Below are 13,441 nucleotides of genomic sequence, written 5' to 3'. Positions count from 1 at the left end.
CTCACTCAGATATCTTGAATTCGAGATAATTATTTATAATAAAGTATACGCGCCTGGACCAATCAATGCAACGCCGATGACAACAGCAATTAAAACCACATTGTACTCAGAGCCGTTTTGCGTGACCCAATAGCCGTTCGGCGCATGCACCTTTGCAATGGCAACGAGCATTGTAGCGGCCAGCAGAATCGAGCCAACCCATGTCAGAATGCCTGCAGCGAACAAAAATCCTCCGACAAGCTCAGCCGCCCCTGCGATGAAGGCCATGGCCACACCCGGTTTTACGCCGATGGAATCAAGCCAGCCGCCTGTTCCCTTTAAGCCATAGCCGCCAAACCAGCCGAACAGCTTCTGTGCGCCATGCCCCATAAATGTAATCCCTACTACCAAACGAATGAGTAAAAGTCCCCAACTCATCAAATTCATCCTCCTTATAAATGTTATCAACTTACTTTATGTTAGTTATGATACACTTATTACTTACTTTTGTAAAGTTAATATAAAAGTATGTAATCAACTTATTTTACGTGAGGTCTGATATGCCATATACTTTTGTTTGTAAAGCTGCTATAGAAAAGTATGGATTGTTTCAAGCGGCAGCGGCACATATTAGAGTTGATAAGGAGGAATGAACATGAATGAAACATTTGCATCCCTGTTCCAGCCGTTTGCGCTTCGCTCAGGCGTAGAGCTGAAAAATCGCGTCCTGATGGCGCCAATGACAAACTTCGCTTCCAATGAGTATGGCACAGTATCAGAAGAAGAGCTGGCGTACTACAAGGAGCGCGCCGGCGGTGTAGGGGCCGTCATTACAGCGTGTACATACGTAACGCGTGACGGCAAGGGCTTCCACGGCGAGTTTGCCGCAGACACTGACGAGTTTATCCCAAGCCTGCGCCAGCTGGCGGAGACCATCCAGGGCGAAGGTGCGAAAGCCATCCTGCAAATCTTCCACGCGGGACGCATGGCGCCGCCTGAGGAGCTGCTCGATAACCAGCCGGTCAGCGCCAGCGCGGTTGCACCGGAGCGTGAAGGAGCTGTCACACCACGCGAGCTGACTGCCGAGGAAGTGGAGAATATCGTAAAAGCCTTCGGCGATGCGACAAGACGCGCCATCGAAGCGGGCTACGATGGTGTGGAAATTCACGGTGCGAACACGTACCTGATTCAGCAATTCTTCTCCCCGCATTCCAACCGCCGTACAGACAAATGGGGCGAGCGCACGGCGTTCCCGCTGGCAGTTGTGGCGTCTGTAAAAGCTGCGGTTGCCGCCCATGCGAAGGGGCCTTTCGTAGTCGGGTACCGTCTGTCCCCTGAGGAGCGCGAGAATCCAGGCATCACGATGGAGGACACCCTGCAGCTTGTAGACCTGCTGGCTGGCCAGGACCTGGACTACATCCATGTATCCACGCAAGACTTCTGGGCAGGATCCATGCGGGATGAGGACACTCGTTCGCGCACGCTGCTGATTCAAGAGCGTGTCGGCAGCCGCATCCCTGTGATTGGCGTCGGGTCCGTGCACACGCCGGAGGATGCCGTGAAGGTGCTGGAGACGGGAGTCCCGCTTGTGGCCCTGGGCCGCGAGCTCATCATGGAGCCGAAGTGGGTGCAGCTCGTGCAGGAAGGCCGTGAGTCCGAAATCCGCACCACGCTGTCCAAGCAAAGCAAGGAAGAGCTGGTCATCCCGAATTATCTGTGGGGTGCCATCATCAATTCGCCGGGCTGGTTCCCGGTTGTAGACTAAAGCAAAAGGGGATGACCTGCATAAGGGTCATCCTTTTTTATGTCCATGTGCACGGACATAGCGCCCAATTGCAGGAAACACAAAATGAATTGTAGGAAGGTCGCTCTGATTTGTGGGAAACCCTGTCTGACTGCCGGGAATCCACCGCTTTTTTCACGGCTGCGGAAGTGGATGGAAGCAAATGTGTGCGGTATGATAGAGGTAAGAAGTGGGCGGCATTGTCCCATACTAAGGAGTGAGAGTGCGTGAAAAACATTTTATTCGTTTGTACAGGCAATACGTGCCGCAGCCCGATGGCCGAGGCGGTGCTCCGGCATCAAAGCAAGGGCCGGTTTGAAGTGAAATCGGCAGGGGTGTTCGCGGCGGTGGGCAGCGATGCTTCCCAGCATGCGAAAAGCGCACTGGCCGAGCAGAGCATAGACATCAATCATACCTCCCGGCAGCTGACCGAAGAGCTGATCAAGTGGGCGGATCTTGTCCTTACTATGACACGAGGCCATAAGGAAATTGTGATGCAATCCTTCCCGGGAGCGGCCGATAAGGTGTTCACCCTGTACGAGTATGCCGGGGAAAGCGAAGAGGATGTAGCTGATCCGTACGGCGGTTCCCTGACAAGGTATCAGCGCACGCTGGATGAGCTTGTGCGGCTTGTGGGACAGCTCGTGAAAAAACTTGAGGACGAACAGCAATCGCTATAATGTTTCGTGTATAATGTAGAGTTGGATACAATACAGGGAGGAAGATACGATGAAGGTAGTAGTGGCATCCGACCATGGCGGCATCAATATTCGCCGGGAGATTACAGAACTGTTGGACGAGATGGGCATCCAGTACACAGACCTTGGCTGCAACTGTGAGGCCGGCTCTGTGGACTATCCTGACTTTGCATTCCCGGCAGCGGAAATGGTGGCAAGAGGCGAAGCGGACAAGGGCATTCTGATTTGTGGCACAGGCATCGGCATGAGCATTGCAGCGAACAAAGTCAAGGGCATCCGCTGTGCGTTGGTGCATGATACGTTCAGCGCCAAAGCAACGCGCGAGCACAACGACAGCAATATGCTGGCAATGGGCGAGCGTGTCATCGGACCTGGCTTGGCGCGTGAGGTAGCACGGGTATGGCTGACAACGGAATTTGCCGGCGGACGCCATGAAACACGGATCGGCAAGATCAAAACCTACGAAGCGGAGTAAGAATTTTGCCGCTCTCTGTAGGAAAAAGAGGGACAAATCTTACTTTTTAGCGTAATACAGGCATGATATAATGAATGGATCAACCCTGCGAAAGGAAGAATCGTAATGGATGATGTACAAAAGCTGAAGGAGCACATGCGTGAGGCCCTTTCCGATTTTCAGGAGCAAACGTCATTGGCGGCAGGCAAAATCTTTGTGGTGGGCTGCAGCACAAGCGAGGTCATTGGCGAGAGAATCGGCACATCCGGTACCATGGAGGTTGCTGAAGCGATTTTTAGAGAGCTGGAAGCGTTTCAAGGGCAGCATGGCCTTGCGTTGGCATTTCAGTGCTGTGAGCACCTGAACCGGGCTCTTGTAGTGGAGCGGGAGACAGCTGAGAAATATAACCTGGAGCTTGTAACGGTAACGCCGGTGCGGTCTGCGGGCGGCGCGCTGGCAACCTATGCGTACCATAATATGAAGGATGCGGTTGTGGTGGAGTTCATCAAGGCGGATGCCGGCATGGATATTGGCGACACCTTCATCGGCATGCACCTGAAGCATGTGGCTGTCCCGGTCCGCACGAAGGTGAAGCAAATCGGAGAAGCGCACATGACGATGGCAACCACGCGCCCGAAGCTGATCGGCGGCGCGCGGGCTGTATATGCGACGAAAAAAGAAACCGTTTCTTGTCAATAATCGACCATCCTGCGATGGTCTTTTTTGTTTTGTGTTTGGAAACGATTTATTGTCCTCCGGCTTTCGCTGTGTGCTATTTTAAGGAAAAGCCTCCCTCGTGACGATTTTTCTTGCTTTCACGTCCCCATACATTCATGTTAGAATAAAATTGACAAAAACATGAATGTTACCTGGAACGGTATGTTTAATTTTCGTGTTTTATGGATAAAAGCATAGTTTTGGACAAAGAAGGGGGATTTTCATGGAGCATTTGAAGCAGCAGGACGTAAAAGTATTTGAAGCGATTCAGGCAGAGCTCGGCAGACAGCGCGATAAAATTGAGCTGATTGCCTCCGAGAACTTTGTCAGCCAAGCGGTAATGGAAGCACAAGGGTCTGTTTTGACAAACAAATACGCGGAAGGCTACCCGGGCAAGCGCTACTATGGCGGCTGCGAGCACGTGGACGTGGCTGAGGATATCGCACGCGACCGCGCGAAGGAAATCTTCGGCGCTGAGCACGTGAACGTACAGCCTCACTCCGGTGCCCAAGCGAACATGGCAGTCTATTTCACTGTGCTGAAGCCAGGCGATACCGTGCTGGGGATGAACCTGTCCCATGGCGGCCACCTGACGCACGGCAGCCCGGTGAACTTCAGCGGCGTGCAGTACAACTTCGTGGAGTATGGTGTGGACCAAGAAACGCACCGCATCAACTATGAAGATGTGCGCCAAAAGGCATTGGAGCACAAGCCGAAGATGATCGTGGCAGGCGCAAGTGCTTACCCGCGTGAAATTGACTTTGCGAAGTTCCGTGAAATTGCAGATGAAGTTGGCGCATACCTGATGGTCGATATGGCCCACATTGCCGGCCTGGTCGCAGCTGGCCTGCATCCAAGCCCAGTTCCTCATGCCCACTTTGTCACAACAACTACTCATAAAACACTGCGCGGACCTCGCGGCGGCATGATTCTCTGCAAGGAAGAATTCGGCAAAGCCATCGACAAGTCCATCTTCCCTGGCATCCAGGGCGGCCCGCTGATGCACGTCATCGCAGCGAAGGCGGTATCCTTCGGCGAAGCGCTGCAGGACAGCTTCAAGGAATACGCGCAAAGCATCGTAAGCAATGCGCAGCGTTTGGCAGAAGGCCTGCAGAAGGAAGGCTTGACGCTCGTATCCGGCGGCACTGACAACCACCTGGTGCTGATCGACGTGCGCAACCTGAACCTCACAGGCAAAGTGGCGGAGCACGTGCTGGATGAAGTCGGCATTACAGTGAACAAAAACACGATTCCATTTGACCCGGCAAGCCCGTTCGTCACAAGCGGCGTCCGCATCGGCACGGCGGCTGTGACATCCCGCGGCTTTGGTCTCGAAGACATGGATGAGATTGCGTCCATCATCGCTTACACATTGAAAAACCATGACAACGAAGCAGCCCTGAAGGAAGCGGAAGCACGCGTCAGCGCCCTGACAGCGAAATTCACTCTCTATCCGGAGCTGTAAGAACAGCAGAGGGATGACTCCAAGTGGGTCATCCCTTTTCTGATTTGCGGGAAAGAGGCGGCGAATTGTAGGAAACGTCAACTGAATTGTAGGAAAAGCAATTTGAATTGTAGGAAAAGCCGCCCAATTGTGGGAAAGTGGTGGTGAATTGTAGGAAAAGCAATTTGAATTGTAGGAAAAGCAATTTGAATTGTAGGAAAAGCATTCTGATTTGCAGGAAACCTCGTTGGGCATTGTCTTGGTTGGAATTTCGGTTCTGACCTATCGTACCTTTTTGTTCAGCACCTTAACGTATACCTTCATCTATCTTCACATGCTCATTCTCCTTGTCGGCGGACCTATCGCGAAAATGATGACAGATGGCACTTTTACAGCATCTTGGACGATTTTACCAACTCCCAATTTGCCGGAGAAGTGCACTGCACAGACACACCATCGAATCGCGCAGAAGCTTTTGCGGATACGAACGAACAGCAATATACTTATTTGAAAAACAGTCTCCAATCAGGGCCGCTTCGGACTGTTGGCTATCATCCCGTTCCCCCCACGGCTAAAAAAGATAAAAATGGTATTTACAGGAAGGGGAAACCATGATATATTTTCTTCATTAAATAGTCAACGTTGATTATGTAACGTTGACTAAAGGGGGGTTGTATGTTGGAAGGATTCATTGAACGACAGTACTGGAAAGGGATGAGCAAGAAGGTGGAGGCGGGCATGCTGAAGGAGATGCAAAGCAGGTATCCGCGCATCCGCGAGGAGAACCAGCATTGGGCCACAGACCGCCCGACCGCCTTCAATCTGATGTTTGCCTCGCTGGTGCTGGCATCCTTTCAGGTCATGCGTGAAAGGGGAGTTGCCGACTGGGAGGACATTCTCCGCTACAGCCTGATTGAGCGCACACGCAAGCAGCAGCAGCTCTGGATGAAGCTGTACCTGCTGATCGACCGCAGCCCGTTTCGGCGCATCGTCTGGATTTCGAAAACAAAGCAGGTGAAGCATTACGGCAAGGAGCATTTTACCCATGAGATTGTGAAAGACACAGGTCGCAGCTATCATCTTCATATCAAAAAATGCTTCTTCTTCAGCTTTTTCCGTTCAAACCAGGCTCTTGAGGTGATGCCTTTGTTTTGCGCGATGGATGATGTGTGGGGCGTCCTGCTGAAGAGTGGGAAGCATGGAGTCAGCTTCCGCCGGCCGCAGCTGCTGTCAAAGGGAGATGCGCATTGCTTTTTTGAGTTTGAGAAGCTATAACGGGCTTTACAGCCTCAGCCTGTTTTTATTATAATAGTCAATGTTGAGTATATAAGGTTGAGGTGGGGACGATGACACGTTTAATGGTGCTGGGGCTGCTGCGGATGAAGCCGATGTCCGGCTATGAAATGCAGCAGCTGCTGCAAACAAGTGCAACAGACCGCTGGGCAGGGATCCTGCCGGGCTCTATCTATCATGCTTTGAAAAAGATGGATGGAGAGGGCCTGGTCAGAGTCGCTTCGGTCGAGACGACCGGACACCGGTCCAAAGCGATTTATGAAATTACAGAGGCGGGTCGGGAGGAATACGGCAGACTGCTGGTAGAGTCATTCCGGACGCCTTCCGTGCATTTGCCTGTCGGCTTGTATACAGGCTTGTCCCTGCTGTACATGTCGCCGGAGGCTGAGGGGATTGAGGAGGCATTGCAGGAGCAGCTGCAGGCGCTCATACAGCAGCGGGAAGCGCTGGAAGCAGGCTTCCGCATGAAGGCGGAACACATGCCGCCCAACCGCATGATGGAGCTGACGGTACAGAATATGCTGCAGCAATATGACCTGCAGATTGACTTTCTGCAGCAAATCCTGCTGGAGCCGGGGACAGACACTTGAATCTTGTCCCCATTTTCTATACAATCAGAAATAGTGTTTTAGAGTCCATTATGGAAAAGGAGCAATGCCCAATGAGTAAATTGTTCGTATTTGACCACCCATTAATTCAGCATAAGCTTACATACATCCGCGATAAGAATACCGGCACCAAGGAATTCCGCGAGCTTGTGGACGAGGTTGCGAGCCTGATGGCGTTTGAAGTCACGCGCGATCTGCCGCTGGAGGAAATTGAAACAGAGACGCCGGTGGCTGTGGCAAAGACAAAGGTATTGTCCGGCAAGAAGCTTGGCTTGATTCCCATTCTGCGCGCCGGCCTTGGCATGGTCGATGGCATCCTGAAATTGATTCCAGCTGCGAAGGTGGGGCATATCGGTCTGTACCGCGATCCGGAAACGCTGCAGCCGGTTGAATACTATGCGAAGCTGCCAAGCGATATTGAAGAGCGTGACTTCTTTGTTCTGGACCCAATGCTTGCGACAGGCGGTTCTGCTGCTGAAGCCATTGCTTCCCTGAAAAAGCGCGGTGCGAAGAATATCCGTCTGCTTTGCATCATTGCTGCGCCTGAGGGTGTGGAGTTCGTGCAGAAGGCGCACCCTGACGTGGACATTTATGTGGCGGCGCTGGACGAGAAGCTGAACGACCATGGCTACATCGTGCCGGGTCTTGGCGATGCGGGCGACCGTCTGTTTGGCACAAAATAAGGTGAGAGAGGACCATCATGTATGGTCCTTTTTGTATGGGAAAGGGGAGAGCTGTCTTGGATTACATTTCATATTTACGAAGTATGGTAGGCCACAGCAAGGTCATCATGCCGGTGGCCGGAGTCTTTGTGATGGATGGGGAAAACCGTGTCTTGCTGCAGCAGCGTGCGGATAATCAGGAATGGGGGCACCCGGGCGGATTCATGGAGCTGGGAGAGACCGTTGCGGAAACAGCCCGCCGCGAGATCTTTGAAGAAACCGGGCTCCGTCTCGGCCGGCTGGAGCTGCTCGGCATCTATTCCGGGCCGGAGCACGAGCGGGTGCTGCCGAACGGGGATGAAGTGGCATTAATTAAGATCATGTTCATTTGCCGGGAGTATGAAGGAATCCTGCATGCCCGTGACGGCGAATCTCTCGAGCTCAAATTTTTCCCGCTCGACCGGCTGCCGTCCGTCTGGCCCGCACAGAAGCAGGCTTTCGCAGATCTGGCCCATGCAGAGAACGCTCCATTCATTAAATAGGATATAAAAGGAAAGGAAGGACAGACTAAGGAAAAACAGGGAGGCATGAGCCATGCTTCGTGCTCTGACATTCTTAGGTTGTTTCCTTCTGGCAGTAGATGTGCAGGCTATGAGATTTCCGGAGCATCCCGCTCTTCCGGCAGATTATGAGAATGAACAGGAAATTGTTATTGTCGAGGTGGCTCCGGCACAGCTTCGACAGGTGCAAGCTACTATTCGACAAAAGTTTCCCGGCATTGTGGTGCGGCAGGTGTATGAAACGACGCTGTGCGGCCTCAGTGTAAAAGGGAAGAGATATGATTTGCGCCGGCTGGAGCAGCTGCCGGGGGTGCAAAGAATCACACCGGTATCTGTGTACAACCCCGAGGCAGAGAGCATTCCTTTCATTGGCGGGACAGAGGCGCGCGGCTACTTTGATGCAAAAGGGCGCCGCCTCATGGGCAGCGGTGTAAAGGTTGGCGTTATTGATACAGGCATTGATTACCAGCATCCGGACCTGCGGCGAAGCTATGCCGGCGGCTATGACACGGTGGACCGTGACCATGACCCGATGGAGTCGGTCAGTGTCGGGCCCACGCAGCACGGAACACATGTGGCCGGGATTATTGCGGCCAACGGTAAAATGCAGGGAGTTGCACCCGGTGCGCGCATTTATGCCTACCGCGCTCTCGGTCCGGGCGGCTCCGGCTCCACCGAAACTGTACTGGCGGCCATCGAACGGGCTGTGCGGGACAGGGTGGATGTGGTGAATCTTTCCCTGGGAAATGAAATTAATGGACCGGACTGGCCGACAAGCGTGGCGCTGAACAGGGCCGCTGAGAAAGGCGTGCTCTCTGTAGTGGCTTCCGGCAATTCAGGCCCGGACATTTGGTCTGTCGGATCTCCGGGAACAGCTTCAAAAGCCATTTCAGTCGGTGCTTCTTCCCCGCGTCTTCGCATTCCCTGCTTAACCTTGCAGGGCCGGGAACTGAAGCTTACACCGCTGGAGGGCAGTGCGGATTGGAGCATGCCGGGGGCGGAGCGCTGGGCCTTCGGCGGGCTCGGCAAGCCGGAAGAATTGCGGGATGTCCGTGGCAAAGTGGCGTTGCTGGAGCGCGGGGAACTGCCGTTTGCAGACAAAGTGCGCAATGCCGAGAAGGCGGGAGCGCGTGCTGTTGTTATCTATAACAATGAACCAGGCGCATTTTCCGGAAGCGCGGAAGGCGCTTTCATTCCGGTGGCCGGCATCTCCAGGGAGGAGGGGCTGTGGCTGCGGCAGCAGAAGGATTCGTTCCTGCGTTTTACGTTCCGGGAAGAGGCAGATACGATTGCTTCCTTCAGCTCGCGCGGACCCGTCATCTCAACCTGGGAAATCAAGCCGGATGTGGTCGCCCCGGGGGTGAGCATTCACAGCACGGTGCCGGGCGGCTATCTTTCCATGCAGGGAACAAGCATGGCGGCACCGCATGTGGCCGGGGCCGCAGCCTTGCTGAAGCAGGCGCATCCGGACTGGGGGCCGGAGCAAATCAAAGCCGCACTCATGAATACAGCAAAAACTCTATATATAGGAAGAAAGCCGTATCACATCTATGAACAGGGGGCGGGGCGCATCCAGCTGACGGAGGCATTGCAGCCAAGCTCGCTCGTGTATCCGGCCTCCTTGCCGCTTGGGCTCGTCCATAAAAAGGACAGCCATACGGTGCGGGAGCTGACTGTTACGGTAGACAACCAGACAAATAAGCCGCAAGCATACGTCTTTTCCCAGCCGCCGGCGGAACGGGGCATACAGTGGCATATGCCGCATACATTGTATATGGGTCCCCATGAAAAGAAGCATGTGAACATACAAGCAATCCTGAATCCATCGTTTTTAAAAAGCGGGATTCATGAAGGGTATATGCAGGTGCGGGATTATCATCGAACGATTCAGCTGCCATACTTATTTTTTGTGGAAGAACCGAATTATCCAAGAATCATGGGCTTCCAGTTTGGCAAGGGGAGTCAGCCTGGATTGTATAAATATGCGATCTATGTACCGGGCGGGGCGGATGAAATGGGGATTGTGCTGTATGATCCGGCCACTTTTCAGTATGTGGACTTCCTGGATTACCGTCAAAATGTGACAAGCGGCATGAAAAGGCAAACTATATTGGCAAAGCATTTCCTGCACGGGACCTATAAGGCACTTGTTTTTGTGAGAAAGGGGAAAAAGGAGGACACCATCGAAACAACTATTAAATTGGAATAGGTAATGCTTTCATTTCAAAATGTTCAATTCTTATGACGAAATTTTTCGCTTTTTTTCGCATTAGTCGTTGACACTTTTTAATACACTATTGTATGCTAACTAAGGGATAGATGGTAGGGCTTTCAGTTACATTTTTTGTCATATTTTCAAACTGCGAGGTAACATTCCTTATCTGTCTATGCCATACTCCGCAAAAGTACCTAATTTGCACATCACACTGTATATTCTGCATACACTCCTCGCCATCCGTTGTTTGGAGGGATAACATTTGCAGGGGAAACAACGTAACCCGATGCGGGCTTATGCCCTAATGACAGGCATTCTTTCCCAGTTGGTCGGTTCCATTCTCGTTGGAATCTTCTTGGGCAAATGGATTGACAGCAAGCTTGGCACATTTCCTTTATTTCTCATAATCGGGCTTTTGCTCGGCCTGGGTTCAGGCACCTACACCATGATTCGGCTCATTCGACATTTTGAATCAGGAGAACAGTAATGATCAGCATGAACGAACTCGTCCAGAGACAGAAGAAATACATGTACTATCTCCTGGCAGTGTTTGTCGTAGGCTGGGGCTTTACACCGTACCAACGGGTCTTTCTCGGACTCTTTCTGGGTGCGACTGTGAGCTTTTTCAGCTTGCGCCTTGTTGCGCGCAGGACGGACAAGCTGCTCGACAGAGTCGTGAAGGGAGACACAAAGGTCCGCTTGAAGGCCTCAGCTGTCAGCACATACCCGCGTCTGGCAATCATCGGTTTACTTATCATTTTTGCAGTGCGGTACGAACACCTCATTGAATTATGGGGGCTTGGCATTGGATTGATGACAGGTCAGCTTGTCATGATCATAGATTTTTTCTATTTACAGTACATTAATCGCAGGGAAGAGAGGTGAATTACTAGTGGAACACGGTAAGATGATTACGTTATTTGGCTTCTTGACATTTGATGTGTCCACCGTGCTGATGACTACAATCTCATCCATCATTGTGTTTGTGCTTGCAGTAGCAGCAACGCGTACATTGGCGCTGCGCCCGACAGGCATGCAGAACATCATGGAGTGGGTGGTTGATTTCGTAAAAGGAATCATCAACAGTACAATGGACTGGCAAACAGGAGGACGCTTCCTCACATTCGGCATGACCTTACTGATGTACATCTTTGTGTCTAACATGCTCGGTCTTCCGTTCATGGTCGGAACACACGGTGAAGAAGGTCACCTGACATGGTGGAAATCTCCGACGTCAGACCCGACTATTACTTTAACATTAGCCGTGATGGTAGTTGCCCTCACCCATTATTATGGTATTAAGATGAAGGGTACAAGCGGATATGTGAAAGGCTATTTCCAGCCAATGTCTTTCTTGTTCCCGTTGAAGATCATAGAGGAGTTCGCGAACACGCTGACGCTCGGTCTTCGTCTATTCGGTAACATTTATGCGGGTGAAATTTTGTTGGGCTTGCTTGCAGGCCTTGGAGCAAGCGGAGTCGGCGGCGCTCTTGGCGCGGCACTTCCAATGCTGGCCTGGCAGGGCTTCAGTATTTTCGTTGGCGGTATCCAAGCGTTTATTTTCACTATGTTAACAATGGTTTACATGGCTCACAAAGTCAGTGACGACCATTAATAATAATTTTAGTAAAAACTACTTTTCTAAATATGAGGGAGGACTATTAAAATGGGTTTAATCGCAGCTGCAATTGCAATTGGTTTGGCGGCACTGGGTGCTGGTATTGGTAACGGTTTGATCGTATCTCGTACAGTTGAGGGCACTGCCCGTCAACCGGAACTTCGCGGTGTTCTTCAAACAATCATGTTCATCGGTGTTGCGTTGGTAGAAGCACTTCCAATCATCGCGGTAGTTATCGCGTTCATCGTACTAAACAAATAAGGGCTCTTTCCCTTACAGCAATGGCGAAGATCGTGTGCAGCCTTCTTCGCCATTCGTTTATGAACAGAGTTTTTGTATAATCGGAGACTAGATTTTTGAAGGGAGTGAATCCTTGTGCTATTAGGAGAAATTGCATACGGCAATATTGTGTTTCAATTAGTGATGTTTATTATCCTGTTGGCCCTGCTTCGCAAGTACGCGTTCGGTCCGCTGATGGGCATGATGAAGCAGCGTGAAGAGCATATTGCAAACGAAATCGAAGCCGCTGAAAGAAACAACGCGGAAGCAAAGAAGCTTGCGGAAGAGCAGCGCGCATTCATCAAGCAATCCCGCGTGGAAGCGCAAGAATTGATCGAGAGAGCAAAGAAGCAAGCTGAAGATCAAAGAGAAGGCATTGTCGCCGCTGCGAAAGCAGAAGCCGAATCCATCAAGGAATCCGCTGTGAAGGAAATCCAGCGCGAGAAGGAGCAGGCAATCTCTGCATTGCAGGCACAAGTTGCGACTCTTTCCTTGCAAATTGCTTCCAAGGTAATTCAGAAGGAACTGAAGGAAGAAGACCAGGCAAGCCTCATCCGCGACTACATTAAAGAAGTAGGCGAAGTACGATGAGCATGGATATTGTAGCAAAGCGTTACGCAGTCGCTCTTTTCAAGCTGGCGAAAGAAAAGCACATGCTTGAAACGTTCGAAGAAGATCTGAAAGCAGTGCAAGAGGTGTTCACGTCCAACCAGACATTGAACACATTCCTCGCACAGCCCAATATCTCCAAGGAACAGAAGAAGAGCTTGGTCGGCCAGGCATTTGCTTCTGTATCCCAACCAATCTTGAATACATTGTTCCTATTAATTGACAATAAGCGTGAGAGCATCATTACAAGCCTCGCTGATGAATATTTCGCCCTTGCGAACGAAGAGCGCAATGTTGCAGATGCGATCGTGTACTCTGTCCGTCCGCTGACAGAAGACGAGAAGGCTGCTTTGGCGGAAGTATTCGCGAAGCGCGCCGGCAAAGATGCAATCCGCATTAAGAACGTAATAGATACTGATTTACTTGGCGGCGTAAAAGTCCGCATCGGCAACCGCATTTATGACGGAAGCCTGCAAGGCAAGCTGGCACGCATTCAGCGCGAACTTTTGAACAATAGATAGG

18 protein-coding genes are annotated in these 13,441 nt (G+C 51.6%); 17 read left to right on the top strand and 1 reads right to left on the bottom strand.

The window, feature by feature from the left end; translation table 11 throughout:
* Nucleotides 1-33: 33 nt before the first annotated feature.
* Nucleotides 34-417, bottom strand: coding sequence for a DoxX family protein (locus NK662_RS05140; protein WP_254757828.1), 384 nt, complete (start codon nucleotides 415-417; stop codon nucleotides 34-36).
* 217 nt (nucleotides 418-634) lie between these two features.
* Between NK662_RS05140 and NK662_RS05135 the strand changes: the two genes are divergently transcribed.
* The 17 genes from NK662_RS05135 (at nucleotide 635) to NK662_RS05055 (ending at nucleotide 13,440) form a co-directional block, all read left to right on the top strand.
* Entirely contained in the window at nucleotides 635-1,744 is a 1,110-nt protein-coding gene (locus NK662_RS05135) for an NADH-dependent flavin oxidoreductase (RefSeq protein ID WP_254757827.1), read from the top strand.
* Between the two features lie 245 nt (nucleotides 1,745-1,989).
* Nucleotides 1,990-2,442, top strand: coding sequence for a low molecular weight protein arginine phosphatase (locus NK662_RS05130; protein ID WP_254757826.1), 453 nt, complete (start codon nucleotides 1,990-1,992; stop codon nucleotides 2,440-2,442).
* 49 nt (nucleotides 2,443-2,491) lie between these two features.
* The gene (rpiB, locus tag NK662_RS05125) at nucleotides 2,492-2,935 is read left to right on the top strand and encodes a ribose 5-phosphate isomerase B (protein ID WP_254757825.1); all 444 of its coding nucleotides are present in this window, start codon (nucleotides 2,492-2,494) and stop codon (nucleotides 2,933-2,935) included.
* A 105-nt stretch (nucleotides 2,936-3,040) separates the two neighbouring features.
* Complete coding sequence (locus tag NK662_RS05120; RefSeq protein ID WP_254757824.1) at nucleotides 3,041-3,613, top strand: TIGR01440 family protein; 573 nt, start codon at nucleotides 3,041-3,043, stop codon at nucleotides 3,611-3,613.
* 241 nt (nucleotides 3,614-3,854) lie between these two features.
* Nucleotides 3,855-5,096, top strand: coding sequence for a serine hydroxymethyltransferase (glyA, locus tag NK662_RS05115; protein ID WP_254757823.1), 1,242 nt, complete (start codon nucleotides 3,855-3,857; stop codon nucleotides 5,094-5,096).
* A 378-nt stretch (nucleotides 5,097-5,474) separates the two neighbouring features.
* Complete coding sequence (locus tag NK662_RS24310; RefSeq protein WP_438503588.1) at nucleotides 5,475-5,690, top strand: YunG family protein; 216 nt, start codon at nucleotides 5,475-5,477, stop codon at nucleotides 5,688-5,690.
* A gap of 60 nt (nucleotides 5,691-5,750) precedes the next feature.
* Nucleotides 5,751-6,350, top strand: coding sequence for an L-2-amino-thiazoline-4-carboxylic acid hydrolase (locus NK662_RS05105; RefSeq protein WP_254757821.1), 600 nt, complete (start codon nucleotides 5,751-5,753; stop codon nucleotides 6,348-6,350).
* Between the two features lie 71 nt (nucleotides 6,351-6,421).
* Nucleotides 6,422-6,958, top strand: coding sequence for a PadR family transcriptional regulator (locus NK662_RS05100; protein WP_254757820.1), 537 nt, complete (start codon nucleotides 6,422-6,424; stop codon nucleotides 6,956-6,958).
* A 71-nt stretch (nucleotides 6,959-7,029) separates the two neighbouring features.
* Complete coding sequence (gene upp, locus NK662_RS05095) at nucleotides 7,030-7,659, top strand: uracil phosphoribosyltransferase (RefSeq protein WP_254757819.1); 630 nt, start codon at nucleotides 7,030-7,032, stop codon at nucleotides 7,657-7,659.
* Nucleotides 7,660-7,715: 56 nt separating this feature from the next.
* Entirely contained in the window at nucleotides 7,716-8,180 is a 465-nt protein-coding gene (locus tag NK662_RS05090; RefSeq protein WP_254757818.1) for an NUDIX hydrolase, read from the top strand.
* Between the two features lie 52 nt (nucleotides 8,181-8,232).
* A complete protein-coding gene (locus tag NK662_RS23545; RefSeq protein WP_279663643.1) occupies nucleotides 8,233-10,407 on the top strand; it encodes a S8 family serine peptidase in 2,175 nt (724 codons plus the stop codon).
* Nucleotides 10,408-10,717: 310 nt separating this feature from the next.
* Nucleotides 10,718-10,900 (top strand): AtpZ/AtpI family protein, encoded by a 183-nt coding sequence (locus NK662_RS05080; RefSeq protein ID WP_438503592.1) that lies wholly within the window; start codon nucleotides 10,718-10,720, stop codon nucleotides 10,898-10,900.
* Nucleotides 10,900-11,298, top strand: coding sequence for an ATP synthase subunit I (locus NK662_RS05075; protein WP_254757816.1), 399 nt, complete (start codon nucleotides 10,900-10,902; stop codon nucleotides 11,296-11,298). Before NK662_RS05080 ends, NK662_RS05075 begins: the two co-directional genes overlap by 1 nt.
* 7 nt (nucleotides 11,299-11,305) lie before the next feature.
* Nucleotides 11,306-12,028, top strand: a complete 723-nt coding sequence (gene atpB / locus NK662_RS05070) for a F0F1 ATP synthase subunit A (protein ID WP_254757815.1) — start codon at nucleotides 11,306-11,308, stop codon at nucleotides 12,026-12,028.
* Between the two features lie 45 nt (nucleotides 12,029-12,073).
* On the top strand, nucleotides 12,074-12,292 hold the full coding sequence (gene atpE / locus NK662_RS05065; protein ID WP_254758035.1) for a F0F1 ATP synthase subunit C: 219 nt from the start codon (nucleotides 12,074-12,076) through the stop codon (nucleotides 12,290-12,292).
* A 108-nt stretch (nucleotides 12,293-12,400) separates the two neighbouring features.
* Nucleotides 12,401-12,901, top strand: coding sequence for a F0F1 ATP synthase subunit B (gene atpF, locus NK662_RS05060; protein ID WP_368736055.1), 501 nt, complete (start codon nucleotides 12,401-12,403; stop codon nucleotides 12,899-12,901).
* Nucleotides 12,898-13,440 (top strand): F0F1 ATP synthase subunit delta, encoded by a 543-nt coding sequence (locus NK662_RS05055; RefSeq protein ID WP_254757814.1) that lies wholly within the window; start codon nucleotides 12,898-12,900, stop codon nucleotides 13,438-13,440. The genes atpF and NK662_RS05055 overlap by 4 nt, the downstream gene beginning before the upstream one ends.
* Nucleotide 13,441 lies beyond the last annotated feature (1 nt).

Source organism: Ectobacillus ponti (genome assembly GCF_024294785.1).
GTDB classification, from domain to species: Bacteria; Bacillota; Bacilli; order Bacillales; family Bacillaceae_G; genus Ectobacillus; species Ectobacillus ponti.
The sequence above is the reverse complement of the archived record's forward strand: the minus strand, read 5'-3'. Positions and strand labels throughout refer to the sequence as shown.